Annotated in this window: 17 protein-coding genes and 1 pseudogene; 3 read left to right on the forward strand and 15 right to left on the reverse strand. The window is 63.8% G+C overall.

Annotated features, from left to right (window positions below):
- Positions 1-125: 125 nt before the first annotated feature.
- Positions 126-989: an IS5 family transposase gene (locus SALPAC6_RS0116085; protein WP_018253008.1), complete on the reverse strand. Its 864-nt coding sequence runs from the start codon at positions 987-989 to the stop codon at positions 126-128.
- Positions 990-1,687: 698 nt separating this feature from the next.
- Positions 1,688-2,530, reverse strand: coding sequence for an IS5 family transposase (locus SALPAC6_RS0116090; protein WP_018251394.1), 843 nt, complete (start codon positions 2,528-2,530; stop codon positions 1,688-1,690).
- Positions 2,531-2,846: 316 nt separating this feature from the next.
- On the opposite strand from SALPAC6_RS0116090, the gene SALPAC6_RS27940 reads away from it, so the two are divergent.
- The gene (locus SALPAC6_RS27940; RefSeq protein ID WP_223874443.1) at positions 2,847-3,719 is read left to right on the forward strand and encodes a DNA-methyltransferase; all 873 of its coding nucleotides are present in this window, start codon (positions 2,847-2,849) and stop codon (positions 3,717-3,719) included.
- Positions 3,720-3,810: 91 nt separating this feature from the next.
- Here the strand turns inward: SALPAC6_RS27940 and SALPAC6_RS0116105 are convergent, their stop codons facing one another.
- The 8 genes from SALPAC6_RS0116105 to SALPAC6_RS26145 form a co-directional block, all read right to left on the reverse strand.
- Positions 3,811-4,227, reverse strand: a complete 417-nt coding sequence (locus SALPAC6_RS0116105; protein ID WP_018254412.1) for a hypothetical protein — start codon at positions 4,225-4,227, stop codon at positions 3,811-3,813.
- Positions 4,224-6,200 carry an AAA family ATPase gene (locus SALPAC6_RS27945; protein ID WP_080636075.1) on the reverse strand — a complete coding sequence of 659 codons (1,977 nt, stop codon included), beginning with the start codon at positions 6,198-6,200 and terminating at the stop codon, positions 4,224-4,226. Before SALPAC6_RS27945 ends, SALPAC6_RS0116105 begins: the two co-directional genes overlap by 4 nt.
- On the reverse strand, positions 6,201-6,440 hold the full coding sequence (locus SALPAC6_RS0116120) for a hypothetical protein (protein ID WP_162561541.1): 240 nt from the start codon (positions 6,438-6,440) through the stop codon (positions 6,201-6,203). It lies immediately after the preceding gene.
- Positions 6,433-8,091: a DEAD/DEAH box helicase family protein gene (locus tag SALPAC6_RS27950; RefSeq protein ID WP_162561540.1), complete on the reverse strand. Its 1,659-nt coding sequence runs from the start codon at positions 8,089-8,091 to the stop codon at positions 6,433-6,435. The genes SALPAC6_RS0116120 and SALPAC6_RS27950 overlap by 8 nt, the downstream gene beginning before the upstream one ends.
- A 488-nt stretch (positions 8,092-8,579) precedes the next feature.
- The gene (locus SALPAC6_RS31290; protein WP_397540900.1) at positions 8,580-9,245 is read right to left on the reverse strand and encodes a hypothetical protein; all 666 of its coding nucleotides are present in this window, start codon (positions 9,243-9,245) and stop codon (positions 8,580-8,582) included.
- A gap of 118 nt (positions 9,246-9,363) precedes the next feature.
- Positions 9,364-10,089 carry a transposase gene (locus SALPAC6_RS0116125; protein WP_450097619.1) on the reverse strand — a complete coding sequence of 242 codons (726 nt, stop codon included), beginning with the start codon at positions 10,087-10,089 and terminating at the stop codon, positions 9,364-9,366.
- A 979-nt stretch (positions 10,090-11,068) separates the two neighbouring features.
- On the reverse strand, positions 11,069-11,515 hold the full coding sequence (locus SALPAC6_RS0116135; RefSeq protein ID WP_223874390.1) for a prepilin peptidase: 447 nt from the start codon (positions 11,513-11,515) through the stop codon (positions 11,069-11,071).
- A 233-nt stretch (positions 11,516-11,748) separates the two neighbouring features.
- Complete coding sequence (locus SALPAC6_RS26145) at positions 11,749-12,135, reverse strand: winged helix-turn-helix transcriptional regulator (protein WP_050563453.1); 387 nt, start codon at positions 12,133-12,135, stop codon at positions 11,749-11,751.
- A 282-nt stretch (positions 12,136-12,417) separates the two neighbouring features.
- On the opposite strand from SALPAC6_RS26145, the pseudogene SALPAC6_RS26150 reads away from it, so the two are divergent.
- A pseudogene (locus tag SALPAC6_RS26150) lies at positions 12,418-13,312 on the forward strand (IS5 family transposase).
- A 20-nt stretch (positions 13,313-13,332) separates the two neighbouring features.
- Here SALPAC6_RS26150 and SALPAC6_RS0116150 read toward each other — a convergent pair.
- Positions 13,333-14,130 carry a MarR family winged helix-turn-helix transcriptional regulator gene (locus tag SALPAC6_RS0116150; protein ID WP_162562067.1) on the reverse strand — a complete coding sequence of 266 codons (798 nt, stop codon included), beginning with the start codon at positions 14,128-14,130 and terminating at the stop codon, positions 13,333-13,335.
- A 119-nt stretch (positions 14,131-14,249) separates the two neighbouring features.
- Between SALPAC6_RS0116150 and SALPAC6_RS0116155 the strand changes: the two genes are divergently transcribed.
- Positions 14,250-15,605 (forward strand): IS4 family transposase, encoded by a 1,356-nt coding sequence (locus SALPAC6_RS0116155; protein ID WP_026189523.1) that lies wholly within the window; start codon positions 14,250-14,252, stop codon positions 15,603-15,605.
- Positions 15,606-15,839: 234 nt separating this feature from the next.
- Here the strand turns inward: SALPAC6_RS0116155 and SALPAC6_RS0116160 are convergent, their stop codons facing one another.
- From SALPAC6_RS0116160 to SALPAC6_RS0116175, 4 genes are all read right to left on the reverse strand, one after another.
- Positions 15,840-16,190 carry a histone-like nucleoid-structuring protein Lsr2 gene (locus SALPAC6_RS0116160; protein WP_018254420.1) on the reverse strand — a complete coding sequence of 117 codons (351 nt, stop codon included), beginning with the start codon at positions 16,188-16,190 and terminating at the stop codon, positions 15,840-15,842.
- Between the two features lie 132 nt (positions 16,191-16,322).
- Complete coding sequence (locus tag SALPAC6_RS0116165; RefSeq protein WP_018254421.1) at positions 16,323-17,480, reverse strand: FAD-dependent monooxygenase; 1,158 nt, start codon at positions 17,478-17,480, stop codon at positions 16,323-16,325.
- Between the two features lie 234 nt (positions 17,481-17,714).
- A complete protein-coding gene (locus tag SALPAC6_RS0116170) occupies positions 17,715-18,242 on the reverse strand; it encodes a hypothetical protein (RefSeq protein WP_018254422.1) in 528 nt (175 codons plus the stop codon).
- A 112-nt stretch (positions 18,243-18,354) separates the two neighbouring features.
- Positions 18,355-19,089, reverse strand: coding sequence for a hypothetical protein (locus SALPAC6_RS0116175; RefSeq protein WP_018254423.1), 735 nt, complete (start codon positions 19,087-19,089; stop codon positions 18,355-18,357).
- Positions 19,090-19,189 lie beyond the last annotated feature (100 nt).

Raw genomic sequence — 19,189 nt, forward strand, 5'->3', positions numbered from 1 at the left:
CAGAGCAACGCCGGGTCCCCGGCCTCCGACCAACTCTCCACGAACGAGCACGAGCCCAAATGACGTAGCCGAGGCGATCATCTGAACTAGTTCAGGGACGCATGACCCCTGAGAGGACGTCTGATTCACGTATTTTGTGTGTGTTGTGGTTGTAGTGGTTCTCGCCAGGTTGGGGTGGTTTCGGCGGTGAGGCGTTTGGCGAGGTTGTCGATCATGGCGAGGGTGATCATGCTGGCGGAGTTGTCGGGTCGTGCTTCGTAGTCGCGGACGAGTCGGCGGTGGTGCATGAGCCAGCCGATGGTGCGTTCGACGACCCATCGCCGTTTGACCACGCTGAAGCCTTTGGCTTGGGGGTTTTTGGTGACGGTCTCGACGTCGACGCCGAGGGCGGCGCCGTGTTCGACGACGCGGTTTGTGAAGCCGGCGTCGACCCAGGTTTTGGTGAGGGTGGGGTGGGTGGTGGTGGCCTGGTTGAGCAGGTTGATGCCGATGGTGTTGTCGCTGGCGCTTGCGGCGGTGACGGTGACGGCGAGGAGGAGGCCGAGGGTGTCGGTGATGATGCCGCGTTTGCGGCCGACGATTTTCTTTCCGGCGTCTGGGCCCTGTGTGGATAGTGGGACGTTGGTGGAGGTCTTCACGCTCTGGCTGTCCATGATGGAGGCTGTTGGTGTGATGGTGCGGCCGTGGTGGTCGCGGACGAGGCCGGTGAGCTGGTAGTTGAGTTCGGTGAAGATGCCTTCTTTGCTCCAGGCGGCGAAGTAGCCGTAGACGGTGCGGTATGGCGGGAAGTCGTGGGGTAGGTAGCGCCAGGCGATGCCGGTGCGGTTGATGTAGAGGATGGCGTTGAAGATGTCGCGCAGGTCGTGGGTGGGGGTACGTCCGCTGACGCCGGCGTCGGTGCGGGCTTGCCGCCAGGCGGTTAGGCGGGGTGCGATGAGGGCCCAGCGGGCGTCGGACAGGTCGGACGGGTAGGGGCGCCGTTCGGTCATGAAGCAGGCGTACGGTGTCGGGGCCTCGACCTGGCGGACGTCATGTCCGTCGGTGCGGGATGAAAGTGAACCAGACACGATCCCGGGGCGATATCCGCTGAACCCGGTAGGCCTATGTCCACCGATATGTTTTCTTTCTAGGTCGGGTCGGGCATCTCGCGCTACCGAGGTCGAGGCGCGAATCGGCCATTACCGGCCCGAAGATGAAGCAAACGTCCAGTGAGAGGGTGGTTCGGGAGTGTATGTCCGGACTGGGTTTGACCGCTCATTAGGGGCCTTGGTGGTCGGGGTTACGTCGACGGTGGGGTCAGGGTGAACAGTCCGGCCTCGGGTTCGGTGAGGATCTGGCGGGTGACGAGGCGTTTGAGCTTGGCGCGGAGGTTCTCGGTGTCCTTCGCGGTGGTGCCGGTCCCAGGGCCTGGCAGATGTCCTTGGCGCGCATCGGTGTGGTGGGCGTGTGGAACACGGTGAGGATCTGTTGGTAGGCGGGGCTGGCGATGGTCGGGTCAGCGGTGGTGCCGCGTCGAGTGGGTCGCCGAGGCTCAGGAGCGTTTTGCGGGTGATGGCGAGTTCGGTGACTTCGGTCTCGGCCGTGGTGAGCTGTTCGTTGAGGGTGGCGATTTGGGCGCGGAGCCGTTCGACGGTGAGGCCGGCGGCGGTTTCGCGTTCGGTGAGCAGGGTCAGTAGCGACGGCGGGGTCACCGCTGCTGGCCTGTGTCGCGCCAGGACGTGGTGGCGGTGCCGGTGAGCCGGCGGATGAGGTTCGCTGTGGAGGCCCACCAGGTGCGGGACACCGCGGAGGCGGGTCGGCTCTCGTACTCGCGGACCAGGCGGCGGTGCAGCATCAGGGTGCCGTGGGTCTGCTCCACCACCCACCGGCGTTTCACCGGCACGAACCCGGCCGTCGTGTCGGACCGAAGGACCTGCTCGACGTCGATATTTCGGATGGCGCCGTGGATCTGCACGTCGTCTTTGAACCCGGCATCGACCCACGCCTTGGTAACCGTCGGGGTGTGCGCTACCACGTTGTCCAGCAGTTTCACACCGATCGTGTTGTCGGTGACCGACGCGGCGGTGACCACCACCGCGATGATCAACCCGAGGGCGTCGACCGCGAGGCCTCGCTTGCGCCCCGGGACCTTCTTCGCCGCGTCCTTGCCGGTCGTGGCGGCCGGGACGTGGTTGGCCGCCCGGATCGACTGGGTGTCCAGCGCCACCGCGGTCGGATCCTCCCGGCGGCCGGCCCGCTCCCGCGCCTGACAGCGCAGCAGATCGTGGATCACCTGGTCGGTGCCATCATCACGCCACAGGGCGAAGTAGTAGTAGGTGGCCGACTTCGGCGGCAGGTCGTGTGGCAGGTACGCCCACTGACACCCGGTCCGGTTCTGGTAGAAGATCGCGTTCACGATCTCCCGCAACTCGTAGCGGCCCTGATGCCCCGACACCGACGGATGCCGGTCCTTCCACGCCTGCAGAAACGGCCCGACCACCGCCCACTGATCATCGGTCAGGTCACTCGGATACGCCGCACGTCCATTCATGATCAGCCCAACGCGGCCGGGCCTCCCCGGTTACGACTACGGCTCACATTCACATGCCAACCCAAACCCACAAGGGACGAAAGCTACCGAACCACCCTCTGACAAAAGTGTCAGTTGCCTCTGGTAGAATGCTTAATTGCCTGCGGCATTCCGTTAGTGTGCCAACTACACCGGCACGCTAGGTCGGTGGCGCCCGAGGAGCTAGATGATCATGACTCAAGCGGATCCGCTCGCGAAGATTGCGCATAGCAGTCGTGTCTATACAACAGGTAGTGGCATCCAAGTTTGCGCCGACAGCCGTGAGATCCTACCGAAGTTGCCTGCGAACTCCATCGATTTAATCGTTACGTCGCCGCCCTTTCCACTTCTGCGGAAGAAGGAGTACGGCAACGAGGACCAGCACGCCTACGTCGATTGGCTTGTAGATTTCGCCAAGGCCGCTAAGGATGCGTTGAAGGACACGGGAAGCCTGGTTCTTGACATCGGCGGGGCCTACCAAAAGGGCCGGCCGGTTCGGTCGCTTCACCAGTATCTCGTTCTAATTGCGCTTGTCGAGAATGTCGGCTACGAACTTGCTGAGGAGTTTTACTGGTACAACACCGCGAAGCTCCCCTCACCAATCGAATGGGTAAACAAGAGGAAAATCCGAGTAAAGGACGCAGTAAACACCGTATGGTGGCTATCCAAGACTGACTTTCCTAAAGTCAATCTAGACCCCGTTAGGGTTCCCTACTCACAATCGATGAAGCGGTTACTCAAGAACCCCGAAGGCTACTATAAACCAAAGCTCCGAGACTCTGGTCATGCGATCGGCAAGGCTTTCGGCCAGGATAACGGTGGCGCCCTTCCGTCGAACTTGCTCTCTTACCCGAACTCTGATTCGAATGGCTTTTACATACGAACCTGCAAGCAGCTCGGCCAACGTGCACACCCGGCCCGATTTCCGGCAGCTCTCCCTGAATTCTTCGTCAAAATGCTGACTGAGAAAGACGACCTGGTGGTAGATATTTTCAGCGGCTCCAACACAACCGGCCATGTTGCCGAGCGGCTCGGTCGCAGATGGCTTTCAATCGAGGAGAGCCGCGAGTATGCCGACTTGTCCAGCATACGGTTCATGGAGGGCATAGAGCTCGATAAGATACGGGGTATCTACGGTTCCGTAAAGTCTGACAGCCGTCCAAATTTGTAGCTACCGCATTGCGGCGCTGTGCGCTATCACGAAACAATATCTAGCACAGCGCCGCCCTTACCACCGACAAAGACGTGGGGCTGAGTTTGTTCTACTGAGGCTCGTTTAGCAAGTCTCGAAGCGAGAGCACTGCAGCGGTAGCGATCTGATTATCCAGGCTGATCGTGCCGATATTCAACAGGGTTTCGATTACCCGGTAAGGGTCCTCCGACAGTTCAGGCCGGAGGGCCAGGAGGAGATCCCGAAGTTCTCCTTCCGGGTCGACCGATCCGATGTTGTACAAGGTGCCACTTAGGGCGCCGAAGTCAGCAGGCCTCTCAACCGGCAGTTTCTCACGTAGCGCATAGGCCAGACCCAGCCGGCCGGCGTCCAAAGCGTCGGGGAGATTGAAATGATCTTTTACCCTCTTGGCCGCAGACTCCGCCGCAGCTGTGAAGCTCATGGTCTTCTTGGGGGCCTTGGCGGAGGAACTTGTTGCGGTCGCGCCGCGCTGCGTAGGCGTAGTCATGATACCTGTGCTCCCCGCTCGATTTCCGTGTGACGTGCCGATCGCCTACGGAGGTGATGCTCCGAAACGAGAAGGTGGTCAAGTTCTTGGACTGCGGTCTCCCGATCAAGTTCGTCGTCGTGCACAAGCAGGAGCACCTGATCAGTCAACATTGGTAGGGCCTTCAAGACATGCCGTTTGTGCGTCCGGTCCAAGCGGCCAAAGGGGCTGTCGGTGATGATCGGTCCGCTCATCGGTGAGCATCTCTGCAAGGCGGCAATCAAGGATAGTGCAACAATATGCTCGTACCCGCTACTGCGGTTGACGATCGGTTGGCCATCCTTGTGGAGGATTGTCAGCCCATATCCTTCGTTGATGCGAAGTCGGTCGTAATCAGGCTCTCCTGAGAGGACACGGAAGACGGCGGTAGCATCTTCCTCGATTCGCTCACGTAACCTCTCCCGGAAGTCAGTGACAGCAGCGTCAAGCAGGTCATGCAGCCGGATAAGAAGCGCTACTTTACGGTCGTACGGTCCGGTCTGATTATTCCCGGCCTTAGCTAACCTCTCAGATAGTTTAGCGACAGCCGCCTCCTTATTGACCAGCAGTCGACGTTCTTCAGCAAGTATTGCCTTTGTGTTGCCGAGGCTTATTCGTGTATTGGCATGCCGTTCGACGAGCTCCATGAGTGCGTCTTCGCCGCTGCCGTCCTCCTTAAGGTGAGCCTCGAGTTCGTTCAACTGTTGCTCCGCATCCGACAGATCGACCAGCGTTTGTTCAGCCTCGCTCTCGAGCCGGGCAAGTAGGGAAGCCTCCCCCCTCAATCGCCGAAGTGCACGTTGGCGGTTACGGAGGTCAACGAGTAAACGGTCGAACTCTGCGGGATCCTGGGCGGGCGACTCTTCAGCCACGTCTAGCGTCTGGATCGCCGAGGTGCCCTGGCCACACGTCGGGCACTGGCCACTCGAGATCAACACGGCCCGGCTCCGTGCGGCGTTTCGCGCGAGAACAGCATCGTCCCGACTGTTCGTGACTTCATCGATCTTGTCGTCGAGCTGGGTCAACACCTCCTGTGCCGTTGGCTCCAGCACAGCACGCCAGGCGGTACCAGACTTTACTTTGAGATCATTTACTAGCTCGTCACGGCGTTGGCACAGCCGTTCGACCTCGTCACGCTTTGCGTTGCGCTTACCTAGCCGTTCGCGTAAACGTGTTGCCGATGCCAACCTTTTCTCAAGATCGCTAACGCTGCTGGTGAGCTCGTCGACCTTAGTGGTCAAGTCATGAACGTTCTCGCGATGTTGGTCCGCCTGCTCGCTTGAAATCTGAAGGTGATTGCCAAGCTCGCGTGTGCTCTTGTCACGTTGAGCTGCCTTGGCTTGGTCTGTACGGGCGGTTTTCAGGAGCGCTGCTGTGTGGGCTCGAGCCTCCGTTAGGATGGGTACACCGAGGATACGCTCAATAGCTTCCTTGAGGCGTTCGCCAACCTCACTGCCAGCCGTAAGCAGCTGCTCGTACTCCTGAAGCAGCTCGGCGTCGAACAGGAAGAAACGCGCAATCTGCTCCGGCAGCAGCCGGGCGATTTCCCAATTCCGCTCATCGGGACCCAGAGCAGCTCCGTCACGAAGAAGGCTAAGCTGCTCACGAAAATCCGCCGCAGAATGAGCCGGCCGTGTGGGATCGTAGGGCTTGAAGGCGCGTGTGAGCTTATAGGACCGTCCAGCATAGACAAAAGAGAGGACGGTCTTGAAGCCCCGTGCTCCGCGATGCCCTTCTACCTCGCTGTTCCCAACAGTTGCAAAGTCGATCTTCGCGGAACCGCGGCCAAGAATCACGCCGAATAAAGCATATCGGAGTGCGTTCAGGAATGAGGTTTTGCCTCTGCCGTTCTCGCCCCACATGAGCTCAACGCCTGGCTTGTCTGAAAACTCGTACGTTTGGGTTCCTCGGTAGGGGCCGAAATCCGTAATTTCCAGAGACTTGAGGCGCAGCATTTACTGGCCCTCCCGAGAGAGGTAATCTTCCATGGCCCTTGCTACGGCCCGGGTTGCAACTGAAGCATTGTCGAGGTTATCCCGCTCGGCGCTGAGCACGGCCTCAAGAAGATCCGCCGGGACATCCGGAAACTCTGCCTCGCGTAGGTCCTCGGCGGCACGCAACACATCCTCTACCGAGGCTTGAGGCAAGATGTGCTCCGTGTCGGAAGCCAGCTCGACTCCTGCAGTATCACTCATCGTCATAGTCCTCCGACTCAATACCCTCGGCACCGTCCGCAACATGGTTTGCGACGACTTGAACTCCATGCTCGATGCAAATTCGTTCGACCTCGGTCATGGCTTGAGGGTTGGCAGCACCACCCGCAAAGTCAAGCACACGACCGAGCTCGCCCGCTAGAAGCCGGTCGGCATCACGTCGTCGGAAGTTTGGCGACGACGCATGCTCACTCTTCTCGACGCTTGGTGTAGTGACTGCGTCGTGGAGGCGCGCATAGATTTTGCCAGGGTGTCGGCGGAGGATGCGGCCTCTGCGCTGAATGAACTCCCGCGGGTTCCGGCTGCTAGCTAGGATCAGGGCGTGCGACACTGCTGGGAGATCGACGCCTTCGTCCAAGCAGCGAACACTTACCAGCACTCCGCCATTGAGCTCTAGCTCCACCAGCGTAGCTTCTCTGCTGCCGTCCATCTCTGAGTGGTATTCCAGAGATGGTATCCCTGCCCCGCTTAGTGCAGCTCGCACCTGCTGCACCTGCTGAATGCTGTCGCAGTAAACGATCCACCGCTGCCCGTCCTGCCAGTGATCGACCAGAACCCGGCGTGCCAGATCAACCTTTGCCGAAGCCTGCTTCAGGATGCGCGCTCGGGCGATAGCGAGGCGGCGAAGCCGTTCGTTACTTTCGATGTCACCAAAGTCAGTGGCGTTTCTCGCGGACTCTCGACGGATTCTGCGGGTTATATCCTCGTATTCAGCCTGCTCCGGCCCAGTAAGCGGAGCAGTGTGTGGATGGTACGTATATGGCGTGAGGACCCGATCTCGGATTGCGTCGGCAAGACTATACGCCGGCTTTAGAATGCCGCCAAAATAGTCGAGGATGGCCGAGGTCCCTTCGGCGTCACCTGCTCGCCGTGGAGTCGCACTGAGCCCTAGGCGCCATCCTGCACTAATTGTTAGTAGGCTTCTTGCCTTAAGGCTGCCCAGCCGGTGGGCTTCGTCCGCCACAAAAAGGAGGCGGTCGTGCGGGTAGAGCCGATTGCGGAAGCCATCAGTGCAAGCAGTTTGCATTGTCGCCAGAATAATCCGTGCTCCTGAACCACCGGGGGCACTCCATGGCCTCAAGAGCTCTTGACGCCGCCAGTCCTCGTGTCCGTCACCGGCGAGCAGGAGTTTCGGTTCTAGGTCCCGAAGGCCCTCACCTAATTCGCGCTGCCATTGCCCTAGAAGTAGTGCGCTTGGGACGACCACAAGGGCGTTACCGCCATCTTCTAAAGCGGCGCGAATGGCGTTGATCGCCGTGTAAGTTTTGCCGCTACCAGTAGCATGCTCAACTAAGCCGCGCCGGTTGTTGAGCTCCCAAGACGCCAGGGCCTGTACTTGGTGGTCTCTGAGCGATGAACGTGCTCCGCTGCTCTTCGCCCGGACGGAGGCTTCTGCTATTACTTCGTCAACCAATACCTCCCAGTCCTCGGCTCCGGCTTCGCGCACCCGGGACATGGCATCATCACTTAGCGGCTGCACGCGGACGCCCTGTGCCCGATCATGCCAAAGCAACTCGAACCGTTCGCGCGACTTCTCGGTTCGTCGCGCATCGCGTGGGTCAAGCCATGATGCGAAAACGTCGATGCTCTCAATGTTTCCGTCGGCGGCTAGGCCAAGGTATGTCTCATTCATCGATCCACGGAAACCGACCCAATCACCACCTGGGTCTCCGAAGATTCCAACTTTGTCGTGAAACATTCGACGCTCTGAAGCCCGCGCTGACGCGCCGACGCTGGCTAGGCGAATCTCCACTACTCGACTTGCTATAAGCCCAGCGAGTATTCGCGTTGGCTTCCTGGACCGGTCACTGGCGAGCAGGATGTTCAATTCTGTGATTAAGGAAGCCGCAAGATCTTCGTTGGCTAGCGATTCCTTACCTTCTCGCAACACTGCCGAGTCGGCGGAGGAGAATACGGGTGAGCAAATAATCCGCATCGTTCCACCCGAACGGACGAATTCTTTCAGCGCGGGCCACGCGATCCCGAAAACGGCTGACGAGAAGTAGCCGGAAATTCGATCGTAGCGCGTCGCTAGTCTCATGCAGGGCAGATAGAAGTCCTCCGCTATATCGTCTTCGCCCTTATCGTAGCTTTCCCTCAGCTCTAAATCCCGGAGGCGCCTCACCAGAGTTCTCCCTGCGATGAATCAGCCCTAGGCGACGGACGCCCGCTGTGGTATTGCTGCGTCTCTAGTAGGAGGTCGTCGCGCGTGATTTCATGTCGTCGTATTAGTGCTCGGACTAGGTGGTCCGTCCGTGCCGCCACTACGTGTTCGGTAACCCCTGCAGACCGGATCAGGCGAATCTGCTCGGCGACTCCATCGATAGCCGCTTCGTGTACCGTCCGGGCGGCCACCTGAACGCCCTTCGAGTAGGGAAATTCTGAATGGGCGGTGGCGTCCCACATTACGAAGGTGTCGAACTCCTGGATATACCCAGCTAGAACGAGCATTGATCCGGGTTCGGACTCCAGGGTGCCTCGTGACCGCGGTCTTTGGCCCGGCAGCCGGAGCTGGATGCGGTAGTCGCCCGCGCGGCGTTCCGAGGGGTGATCTGTGGCGTTGAACAAGTAGACAATCAGCCGAGGTGGCAAGGGCGAGGCCGCACGGAGCCTGAGAGGCTTGGACATGATGTCAGAGGGAGACGGCCACTCGGACAGGTGGTCTCCCAAACCAGAGCAGAAGTGACGGTGCAGCTCATACACGGGCCATCGGGCGGGGTTCCCAGACACACCCGAAGAGTACGCAGCTCCTCCCGCTTGGCTGCCTACCACGCCGCACCTGCCCATCTCTAGTCCTGACGCCACGCATTGACCCTGCCATGCTCGTACGACATCCCGTACGTGTCGACTGTGCAGCGTTCGCGGTCGTCGCGCGCGGCAGGCAGGATGGCCGGTAGTTGTCAAGTCAAACTGAGACGGTTGGTTCCTGCTGGGTTGGCTTGTTGATCCAGGCGTGGTCGGGCAGTTTCGGTGCGCGGGGCCTGCGGTTGAACCGGTCCGGGTGGGCGGCGTGGGCCGCGTCGAGGGTGTCCTGCCGTTGCTCACGGATCTGCTCGGCGGTGCCGTAGTGCACCGACGCCGGGGTGTGCCAGCCGATCCCGGAATGTCGGTGTTCATGGTTGTAGGCGGTGAAGAAGCCGTCGCAGAAAGCTTTCGCGTCAGCGAGGGACCCGAACTTTTCCGGGAAGTCCGGCACATACTTCATGGTTTTGAACTGGGCTTCGGAATACGGGTTGTCATTCGAGGTCCGAGGTCGGGAATGCGACCGTAGGACACCGAGGTCGACGAGCATCTGCGATACCGGCTTCGACACCATGACGCCGCCACGGTCGGCGTGGATGGTGTGCGGCTCGACCCCGTTACGGCTGATCGCATCGGCCAGGAAGTCGCGGGCCACGACCGCGTCCTCCCCGGCCGCGACGAGCCACCCGACAACATAGCGCGAGTAGATGTCGATAACGACGTAGCACCGGTACCAGAGGCCTGTGACAGGTCCTTTCAACGCGGTGATGTCCCAGGACCACACCTGACCCGGCCCCGTCGCGACCAGTTCCGGACGTACCCGGGGTGGATNGGCCGCCAGTCGACGTCGTTCCCGGCTCTGCCCGGCCGCACGGGCGATGCGATACATCGTGGATATCGAGCAGTGGTAGCGGCCCGCATCCAGTTCCCTCGCCCAGACCTGCGGGATCGCCAGGTCGGCGTAGACNNGCGAGTTCAGCACCGCCAGCACCCGGCCGCGTTCGGCCGGGCTGAGTGCCTGCGGTGGCGGGGTCCGGGGCAGCCACGGCCCGTGCCGTGGACCGACCGGCTTCACCCGCCGGTAGTACGTCGCCCGCGAGGTCCCGGTCAACGCGCACGCCCGCTGCACCGAGANATCCGCGCCGCGTAACTNNCCGAACACGGCGGTCAGGATCTCTTCGGCGGGTTGTCGTTGTCCGCGCTCTCGGAGAGTTCTTCCAAGAGCGCGTGCGCTTTTCCCATGATGTCCAACGCCATACGGGTCTTCTTCAGNTCCGCCTGCAGCTTCTCGTTCTGCCGGCGCAGCTTCTCCAACTCCACCTGCTCCGCGGACTTCTTCACCCGCGACCCCGCCGCAGCACCGGAACCCGTGACCGGAGTCCCTACCTGTCCGAGTTGCCCGGCATCCCGAGCCCGTGNCCACTCGATGATGTGCGACGAGTACAAACCTTCCCGTCGCAGGATCGCGCCTTTCTCCCCGTTCGCGGCGTTCTCGTACTCGGCGACCATCGCACGTTTGTACTCCGGGCTGAAAACCCGCCGCGACGGCTTCGGCGCCGGATCAACCCCGTCGCCGGACGCCGGCTGCTTGCCAGATGAAGTGGACACGTACACAAGGATCTCCGATCCCCGCCCTCAGCAGGCCCGCCACCCCACTCACACAGGGTGTCTCACACCATCTTGACCAAGAGGGGGCGGGCGGCGCAGCATCCGAGGAGGGCTGCTCGAGGACACGCGCAGCAGCCATCGCCGCTGACCCACTTTGTGCCCAGTGATGTTCCATCCCTAGCGAGGAGAGCGGTGGGTCCGCAGTCCAGGGGGAGCCGTCGTGCTATCAGATGCCACCCCGTGAGGGCACGACTTGGTCTTTAGACGGTGATTAGGAGTGCGGCGAGGGCGCCGGCCACTAGGTATGGCCCGAAGGACATGCTGCCCTCACCCGGACGGCTTACCAGGCGGATGAGCGCGGCGGGCGCCGCGAACATGTACGGCAAAACGGCGCCGACAAGAACTGCGTCCCAGCCGAGCGTGCCGAGGGCGGCCCCGAGTAGTGCGGCGAGTCGTACGTCGCCGAGTCCCAGGCTGCCGGCTATAAGGGCGAGCAGCAGGTATCCGCTGCCGACCGCCGCGCCGGCCGCCGCAGCGTTGGCTAGCCGCCGCCCGTCAGCGGTAATGGCCGCTTCGGTTGCGAGGATGGCGATGACCGCTGTTGCAGCGGCGGCGATGACAGGAGTGGGCAGGCGGCGCGCGGCGATGTCGACGACTGCGAGCAGTGCCCCGCTGTAGAGAACGACCAGCCATACCGCCAAGGTCACGAGGCGGGGTGGCTCTACAGGCTGTAGGCGCAATTCGATGCCGACCGAGGCGACCGCGAGGCTGGCGCTACCGACCAGCCTTCCCCGGAACGTGCCCCCTGTCGATCCCGTGGTGACGCTGCCACACGGGCTGGCTGGCACCGCTAGCAACCGTGCGGCCCATGGTAGAGCCGCGCCCGCCAGCGCACCGGTGAGCCCGACGCTGGCGAGCACGACGGCCACGTCGATGTGACTTACCAGGACTGAGCCCGTGCGTCCTCGGCGCTACTCAAGCGCGGTGCGCGGTTGTGGACCGAGGACTGGTGGGTCTCGTCGCCGTAGGTGTCGAGCCACTGCCCTAGGTCGGCCATGAATGACATGAGCACCGGCAGTAGTTCTTCGCCGGCTTTGGTCAGGGCGTAACGGCTGCCCTCAGCACTTGCGACGTGCCCAACCAGGCCATACTCCTGCAGCCGCCGCAGAGCCTCGTTCAGCGATTTCGAGCTGGGCGCAGGGCTGATGGTGTGCAGCAGATCAGTGAAGCGCATGGGCTGCCCCTGCTGCAGCGCGGTCAGGATCTCCAGAGACCATCGATGTCCGCACAGACGGACAGCCTCATAGACGCGTTGAAAGGAATGCACTGCCTTCCCTCCCCGTCAAGGTCGGCTACCCCGAAGAGTGTAAGGGCAGCACTGCGCAGCGTGAATAGCAAAATTCACGACCTCCGAAGGATGGGGTGCTGGCTAATCGACAGGCGCGCATCCTAGGTGTGGCTTTCACCCAGTTTGTCGCATGCCTGCACTAAGGCGTGTTTCATAAGTCTTGGTGGCCGGTGAAGGTCACGGCGTGTCGGTGATCGATTGCTGACGAGGTCTCCGGTAGACGGTTCAGCGACCAAGCTCGAACGTCATACCGGAGACCTCGTGGCTACCTTAGCGGTGACGAGGCGGCACGACCTTACCGACGCTCAGTGGCAGCGGCTCGCCGTACTGCTGCCTGCCGCGTCGGTGAAGGGTCGGCCGCCGAAGTGGGACAAACGGCAGCTCATTAACGGGATCAGGTGGCGGATCCGGATCGGGTCGCCCTGGCGTGACGTGCCGGCCGAGTACGGACCCTGGCAGACGATCTACGGCCTGTTCCGTCGCTGGCAGCGCGACGGCACCTGGGACAAGATCCTGGCCGCCTCGCAGGCCGCCGGCGATGCGCAAGGCCGGATCACCTGGCTGGTTAGCGTGGACTCGATGACCAGCCGTGCCCACCAACACGCCGCCGGCGCTCGTGCAGACGGCCACCTGCAAAAAGAGCCACCCGGGTGGTGTGCACGACGAACCCGCCGATCACGCCCTCGGACGATCCCGCGGCGGTCTGAGTACCAAGACGCATCTGGCCTGTGAGCAGGGACAGAAGGTCCTGTCGATGGTCGTGACCGCCGGGCATTGTGGTGACAGTCCGCAGTTCATCCCGGTTCTGCGCCGTATCAAGGTGACCCGTCTCGGGGTGGGACGGCCCCGCACCAGCCCCGACCTGGTCCTGGCCGACAAGGCCTACACCAGCCACGGTAACCGCGTCTACCTGCGCAAACGCGGCATCAAGGCGTGCATCCCCAGCAAGAAAGACCAAGACGTCCACCGCAAAGCCAAGGGCAGCCGCGGCGGACGCCCACCGAAGTTCGACCCCGACCTCTACCGGATGCGACACGCCGTCGAGAACGGCATCGCCCGACTCAAGCGCCACCGCGGCGTAGCCACCCGTTACGACAAGTTGGCTGTCCGGTTCCAGGCCGTCCTGACCATCACCATCATCTGCGAATGGCTCTGACCGGACTTATGAAACAGGCCTTAGTCGGCCTGGTAGGTGGCGACTTTGGTGTCAACTCGCGTGACGGAGCCGGCCATGGCGAGCTTGTCCAGGGCATTCGCCACCGCCCCCGCGCTGGCCTTGTTGACCTGCTCGCCGTCGCGGGACTGGTTGATCAGCTTGCAGATTTCCCCGACCTTGTAGGCGGTGCCCGGGTTACCTTGCAGCAGCGCCAGCACCTCTTCGCGGAGTTCCCCCTTGCGGCGTCGGGGCTGGGACGACTTCCGACGGCCGTCGCGCTCCTGCGGGCCGGTTCCAGCTCCCTCGGTCAGTGCCGGTGTCTGGTGCACGGCTTCCGTCGTCGAGTTGGTCTCCAGTTCGGGCATCGGTTCCGACCCGCCCGCCACGTCTGGGCCTGGCGCTTGCGGCGGCGTCGGGCTTGCCGGGCCGGTCTCCGCCGAGTCGCCGCCCTGTTGGTCGGTTGGCGGGCTACCAGGTGCCGGGTCCTCGATAGGTGCTCCACTGCCGGGTTCCGGCTCCGCCTCCGGGTGCAGGTCGGCTCGCTGCTGCGACTCACCAGCCTGGTCATCACTCGGTGACGGTGCCTGCATGCTGGTGCTACCGGTGGTGACCGACGCGACGGCGGCCTTGCCGGTTTCGGTCACCTGCCATAACGTCGTGCGCTGCTCGGTGCGAAGCCGCTCGGCGTAGCCCGCGCTTTCCAGCTCTCGCAGTTTGGGGGTAGTCGTTGGGTAAGCGATGCCGACGACCTCGCTGATCCTTGCGGCCGTAGCCGGGCCGAGCTCGGCGAGCGCGGCCAGCACCCGCTCTAGATTCAATGCCGTTCAGTTAGGCGTGGGCGTGACTGGTCAATGGTGTGTTGGTCAGGGCGTGAGAAGCGGGGTTCCGGTATCAAGGTTTGTCACTCCAAGACAACCCGAACCAGGAACCCCGCTCGGTGGATCAGATTGCCATAACACGGACAGTCACGGTAGCTGCCGGGCCGTTCGCGGCGGGTCACCTCGGTGAGTTGACCCGCCTTGTGCCGTTCGAAATGGTCGATGACGTCCTCGCCGCGACCCGGCGGACGCAGCGGCGGGTCCGTCTGTTGCCGGCCCGGGTGGTGGTGTACCTGCTGCTGGCCGGCTGCCTGTTCGCCGACGTGGGTTACCGGCAGGTGTGGGCGAAACTCGTCGCCGGCCTGCGCGGGCTACCCGTGGCCGACCCCAGCGGCAGCGCGTTACGACAAGCCCGGCAACGACTCGGCCCGACCCCACTGCGGGCCTTGTTCGACCTGTTACGAGGCCCGGTGGCCACGGGCGCCGTCGCTGCGGTGTGGTGGCGGGGCCTGCTGCCGGTCGTCATCGACGGCACCATGATCACCGTGGCGGACTCGCCGGCCAACCTGCGCCGCTACGTCAAACACCGGTGCAACAACGGCGGATCCGGCTACCCCACACTGCGGTTGAGCGCGCTGCTGACCTGCGGCACCCGCTCGGTCATCGACGCCGTGTTCGACCCCAGCACCACCGGCGAGATCACCCAAGCACACCAGCTCGCCCGCAGCCTACGCGCCGGGATGCTGCTGCTAGCCGACCGCAACTACGCCGCCGCCGACCTGATCGGCGCGTTCACCGCGACCGGAGCGGACCTGCTGATCCGCTGCAAGACCAGCCGCAGGCTCCCGCTGGTCCGCCGCTATCGCGACGGTTCCTGGCTGTCGGTCATCGGCGGCCAGCACGTCCGCGTGATCGAGGCCCGGATCAGCATCACCACCACCGCCGGCCACCACACCGGCGACTACCGGCTCATCACCACTCTGCTCGACCCGCGTCGCTACCCGGCCGCCGACCTCGTCGCCCTTTACCACCAGCGATGGGAGATCGAAACCGCCTACCTGGAACTGAAGTCCACCATCCTCGGCGGCCGGGTCCTGCGTGCCCGCACCCCCGACGGCGTCGACCAGGAGATCCACGCCCTGCTGATCGTCTACCAGGTGCTACGCACCGCCATGGTCGACGCCACCGACAGCCGGCCCGGCCTCGACCCGGACCGGGCCAGTTTCACCACCGCACTCAACGCCGCCCGCGACCAAGTCGTCCACGCCGCCGGCGTCATCGCCGATACCGACATCGACCTGGTCGGTGTCATCGGCGAACGTGTCCTGGCCGACCTGCTTCCCGACCGCCGCGTCCGCACCAAGACCCGCATGATCAAACGCTCGAACTCCAAGTACCAGGCCCGCGGACCGAACATCGACCGCCGCACCTACAAGGCCACCACCAGCATCGACGTCATCACCAACGACCCTTGACCAACCAGCCACCGCCCTAACTGAACGGCGTTGGCTCTAGATTGGTCGGACTATTGGTGCTGTCGGTCATGACGAGTTCCTTTCTCCCTGCTCCCGATGAGTGAGTGACAGGGCGTGCACTCCATGCACGCTTCGAAACGGGGCACGATCAAGTCGTGCGGATACGGGGCGGTGACAGCCCAGGGCAGCGGCTACGCGCCCCTGGTACGCGACCCGCGTACACGCCGCGCAGGGCTAGTGGGCGCTGTTGTAGGCGTCGCGGACGGCCGGTGGGATCGCCCCTCGGGTTCTGGGCTCGGGCAGGTTGTGCTCCTGCCAGTGCGTGGCCCACCACCGCCGGACGCGGGCAGTGAGGGCGCGGCGATCTGCGCTGCTGCCGTGCCCGGTCTGCTTCCTCGCCGTCGCCTTCGGCAGGCGGCGGGCAGCAGCGATAAAGGGTTGGAAGGTGGCGGCCATCCGGTCGAAATTAGAGCGAGAGAGATCGATCTCGTACTGCACACCGTTGAAGGCGAACCGGTAGGTCCCCACTTCCTCGGCGGATCCGTCGAGGTCGTCGTAGATAACGCTGGTCATTCTGATGGCCATCGGGTCGTGTCCTTTCGATCTGGGATACAAAGGCGCCCCCGGCCGATGCGGCAGCGAGGGCGATGCGACGTGGGGGTTCTCAGCAAAGGTTCGGGCGGACCCGGTGGGACTCTGGCCGTCGAAGATGGGCGGCTAGGCAACGCCGAAACCGAGTTTGTCGCCGATGACGGGCCCCTGCTGCACGGAGGCGACCGCAGTGGGCAGGTGCCGGCTCTGCCACCCGTACAGGGCGGTGGGCAGGTCAGCGCCATACCGGCGGTGCTGGGTGAGGGCGACGGCCAGTCCGGCCGCCTGTTCGATGCCGGCGTTGGCGCCCCGAGCGGTGTGTGGGCGGACCGGGGCGAGGGCGTCACCGAGCAAGACAGCATGCCCGCGCCCGATGGGCCATACCATGCGGGTAGGCGAAGCGATGTCGAGCACCGGCACAGCCATACGGGTGGTGGTGGCCCGCACGACCGCCGCGTGGTCGGGCGGAAGCAGATAGTCGGCGTGCTCGTTGACGTGCTCATGGGCAGCCGGGGTGATGTGCTGCGGCAGGGCGAAGACCCGGCGGGTGGGCTTCGCGCCGAAATGCTGCTCGTATTCCGTGGCGGTGCAGCCGAGGTAGAACGTCCAGTCACAGCCGCCGGGCACCGGCGCGACATTGAACTGCGCGCCAGGGCACGGCTCCAGCCGGACGAAGTCCCGCAGGTCGTGGGGGGCGCTGGTCGCGATCCCGCGGTGGGCGACGTAGCCGGCGTAGCGCAGCGTGCGGGTCGGGTCGAGGAGGCGACGGCCGATCGAGGTTCGGCCGTCGGCGAACACGACCAGGTCGGCTGGTTCGGGGGTGCGCTCGTCGGCGAACCGCAGGAGCGGCCGACCCGCATGCTCACTTAGGCCGGTGACTCGCATTCCCTTGCGTAGGACGCCCGCCGGAACGCGGGCGGCCAACGCGCGGTGCAGCAGGGTCCAGGTGGTGTTCCGGCCGGGGTAGGTGCGCTGGAGGGTCTGTTGCGGCTTCCGGTCGCGGATCGCGACCTGCAGGATCGTCTCGGAGTCGTAGGCGATGAACTCCCGCTGGGCGATGCCGAGCCGGTCGAGTACGTCGAGGGCGGTGTGTTCCAGGCCGATAAGCCCGCCGCCGCGCGGGGCGGATGTCGGGGCGGCCTCGTAGACGGTGACGTCGAAGCCGGCCCGTCCCAACAACAGGGCGGTAACGGTGCCGGTCAGGCTGCCGCCGATCACGGCGATGTGCAGCCGGCGACGTCGGGCACCAGTGGCGCGGACGGCCGGAGCAGGGTTCGAGTCCATAGCGGTTCCCTTCAGCGAAGACGGGAACCCGGGCACGGCCATACCGGCCGTGCCCGGGTGCGCGGTGTGCGCGGGGTCGGCCGGGCAACGGCCAGGTCGTGCGAGTGCGATGGGGCGAGAGTGCGGCGGTCAGCCTGCGAGCGAAGGTAGGTCAGCAGCCGAGGCTGATAAGCCCGACGAGAATGGCGTGGAAGGTAGCGCTTAGCTCGTCCACGTCAAAGCGCTCATCGGTGATCAGAACTGACCTCTGGAAGAGGTATAGGGCGGCCCCTCCGCGGGCCGGGCGTGGTGGGATGCCCCAGCCTGGGGCGTCTGGCGGGAGCGCCGTTCGCGGCGTCGACCGATACTCGCCCGCAGATCTACGTCGATGGTGAACATGTCATAGCCGGCGGCGTGGCCAGCGCGGAGCAGGTCGAGCAGTCTGGCCTCGTCGAGCAGGGCGATCTGCGCCTGTATCCGTTGGCGGTGACGTGGTGGGCTGCCGAGCCATTCGGTCCAGGTAATGCCGTGTCCGTCAAGGCGACCGCGATGCATGCCGCGTGACGGTTCCGCGTTGACGCCGTGCTCGGACAGGCCTGGCGGGAAGTTCCCGTCCATGTAGAGGCGATCGTCGAGGTCTGCGCCGCAGGCGCGCATGAGGTGCAGCGCGGGCGGAGTGTGAGGCACGACGTTGCCGTCGATGTCGATCCGGTGAGGTGTGTTGATCGTGGCTTCGGCCAGATGCAGCACCGTGGCCAGGTCGAACCAGAGCCGTCGAAGCATACGGATCCATCCCTTCGAATGCTGTGGGAATGTGGTCGGGTGGAGCCGGTCGGGCAGCAACACGGGTCCCCTTGGATACGAGGGAGGTGTGGCTGGCCCGACCGGTCAGTGGTTACACGTGGTGCAGGGTGACGGCGAATAGCCGCTGGTTGCTGTCGAGCGAGTCCAGGTAGCGGACCGCCCGTTCCAGGTAGGTGATGCGGTCGGCGAAAAACGCGCTGGCCGGTTGCAACCGGTCGCCTGTCTCGGTGCAGAAGGCGTCGGTGCACACCGCCCACAGGGCGTGGTAGTTGGCGTACGCGCTGGCGCCGGCCTGGAACATCTCCAGGTCGCCCGGGTCGAGGTGACCAGGACCGTGTGTGGCGGCGTTGTACATGCGCATGGCCTGCACTCGTGGCTGCCGGTTGAACTCGGCGGTCGCCGTGTGCATTGGATACGCCAACGGGTCGGACAGATGCTGTTGCAGGAAACTCGGCCATGGAGTGGCCGGTCTCGTGCCCGCGACAACGTGCGCCCATTGCGCGTGGCGCACACTGGCCCCGACGTAAGCGCCGTGGCGCATACCGGACAGGTCAAGCAGGCGGATAGGTCCACCGGCGCAGTACCGAGGTCCGGTCTTGGTCTTGCGTAGGTCGATCAAGCTACGGCGTTGCCACGGGTAGAGGGCCGGGGAGGCCCAGTAACGGGGACAGCTGGTGCCCGAGACGCCGAGGTGGCGTTCGAGTTGCCGGGTGCTGTCGAGCATGCGGGCCAACTCCGGGCCTACACAGACGATCATGGTGCGAACGGGCGCAGCGGGGATGGCCGGGGCAGCGGTGGGGGCCGCGGGGGCCGTCTTCTTGGCCATGCTTCCTCCTGGGGGTCAGTCATGCCCTGCGGGCACGCGGAGATTGCCGGCCCACTGGGTGCGTGGGCTCCGACTGGGAAGGTGGGTTGGATTGGTACGA

Origin of the sequence: Salinispora mooreana (genome assembly GCF_000379065.1) — a bacterium.
Classification (GTDB): Bacteria; Actinomycetota; Actinomycetes; order Mycobacteriales; family Micromonosporaceae; genus Micromonospora; species Micromonospora mooreana.

Excerpts from the sequence above, each read along its gene's own strand:
- SALPAC6_RS0116085 (WP_018253008.1), bottom strand. The coding sequence starts at position 989 with ATGACCGAACGGCGCCCCTACCCGTCCGACCTGTCCGACGCCCGCTGG.
- SALPAC6_RS0116090 (WP_018251394.1), bottom strand. The coding sequence starts at position 2,530 with ATGAATGGACGTGCGGCGTATCCGAGTGACCTGACCGATGATCAGTGG.
- SALPAC6_RS0116105 (WP_018254412.1), bottom strand. The coding sequence starts at position 4,227 with ATGACTACGCCTACGCAGCGCGGCGCGACCGCAACAAGTTCCTCCGCC.
- SALPAC6_RS27945 (WP_080636075.1), bottom strand. The coding sequence starts at position 6,200 with ATGCTGCGCCTCAAGTCTCTGGAAATTACGGATTTCGGCCCCTACCGA.
- SALPAC6_RS0116120 (WP_162561541.1), bottom strand. The coding sequence starts at position 6,440 with ATGAGTGATACTGCAGGAGTCGAGCTGGCTTCCGACACGGAGCACATC.
- SALPAC6_RS27950 (WP_162561540.1), bottom strand. The coding sequence starts at position 8,091 with ATGAATGAGACATACCTTGGCCTAGCCGCCGACGGAAACATTGAGAGC.
- SALPAC6_RS31290 (WP_397540900.1), bottom strand. The coding sequence starts at position 9,245 with ATGGGCAGGTGCGGCGTGGTAGGCAGCCAAGCGGGAGGAGCTGCGTAC.
- SALPAC6_RS0116160 (WP_018254420.1), bottom strand. The coding sequence starts at position 16,190 with ATGGCCATCAGAATGACCAGCGTTATCTACGACGACCTCGACGGATCC.
- SALPAC6_RS0116165 (WP_018254421.1), bottom strand. The coding sequence starts at position 17,480 with ATGGACTCGAACCCTGCTCCGGCCGTCCGCGCCACTGGTGCCCGACGT.
- SALPAC6_RS0116170 (WP_018254422.1), bottom strand. The coding sequence starts at position 18,242 with ATGCTTCGACGGCTCTGGTTCGACCTGGCCACGGTGCTGCATCTGGCC.
- SALPAC6_RS0116175 (WP_018254423.1), bottom strand. The coding sequence starts at position 19,089 with ATGGCCAAGAAGACGGCCCCCGCGGCCCCCACCGCTGCCCCGGCCATC.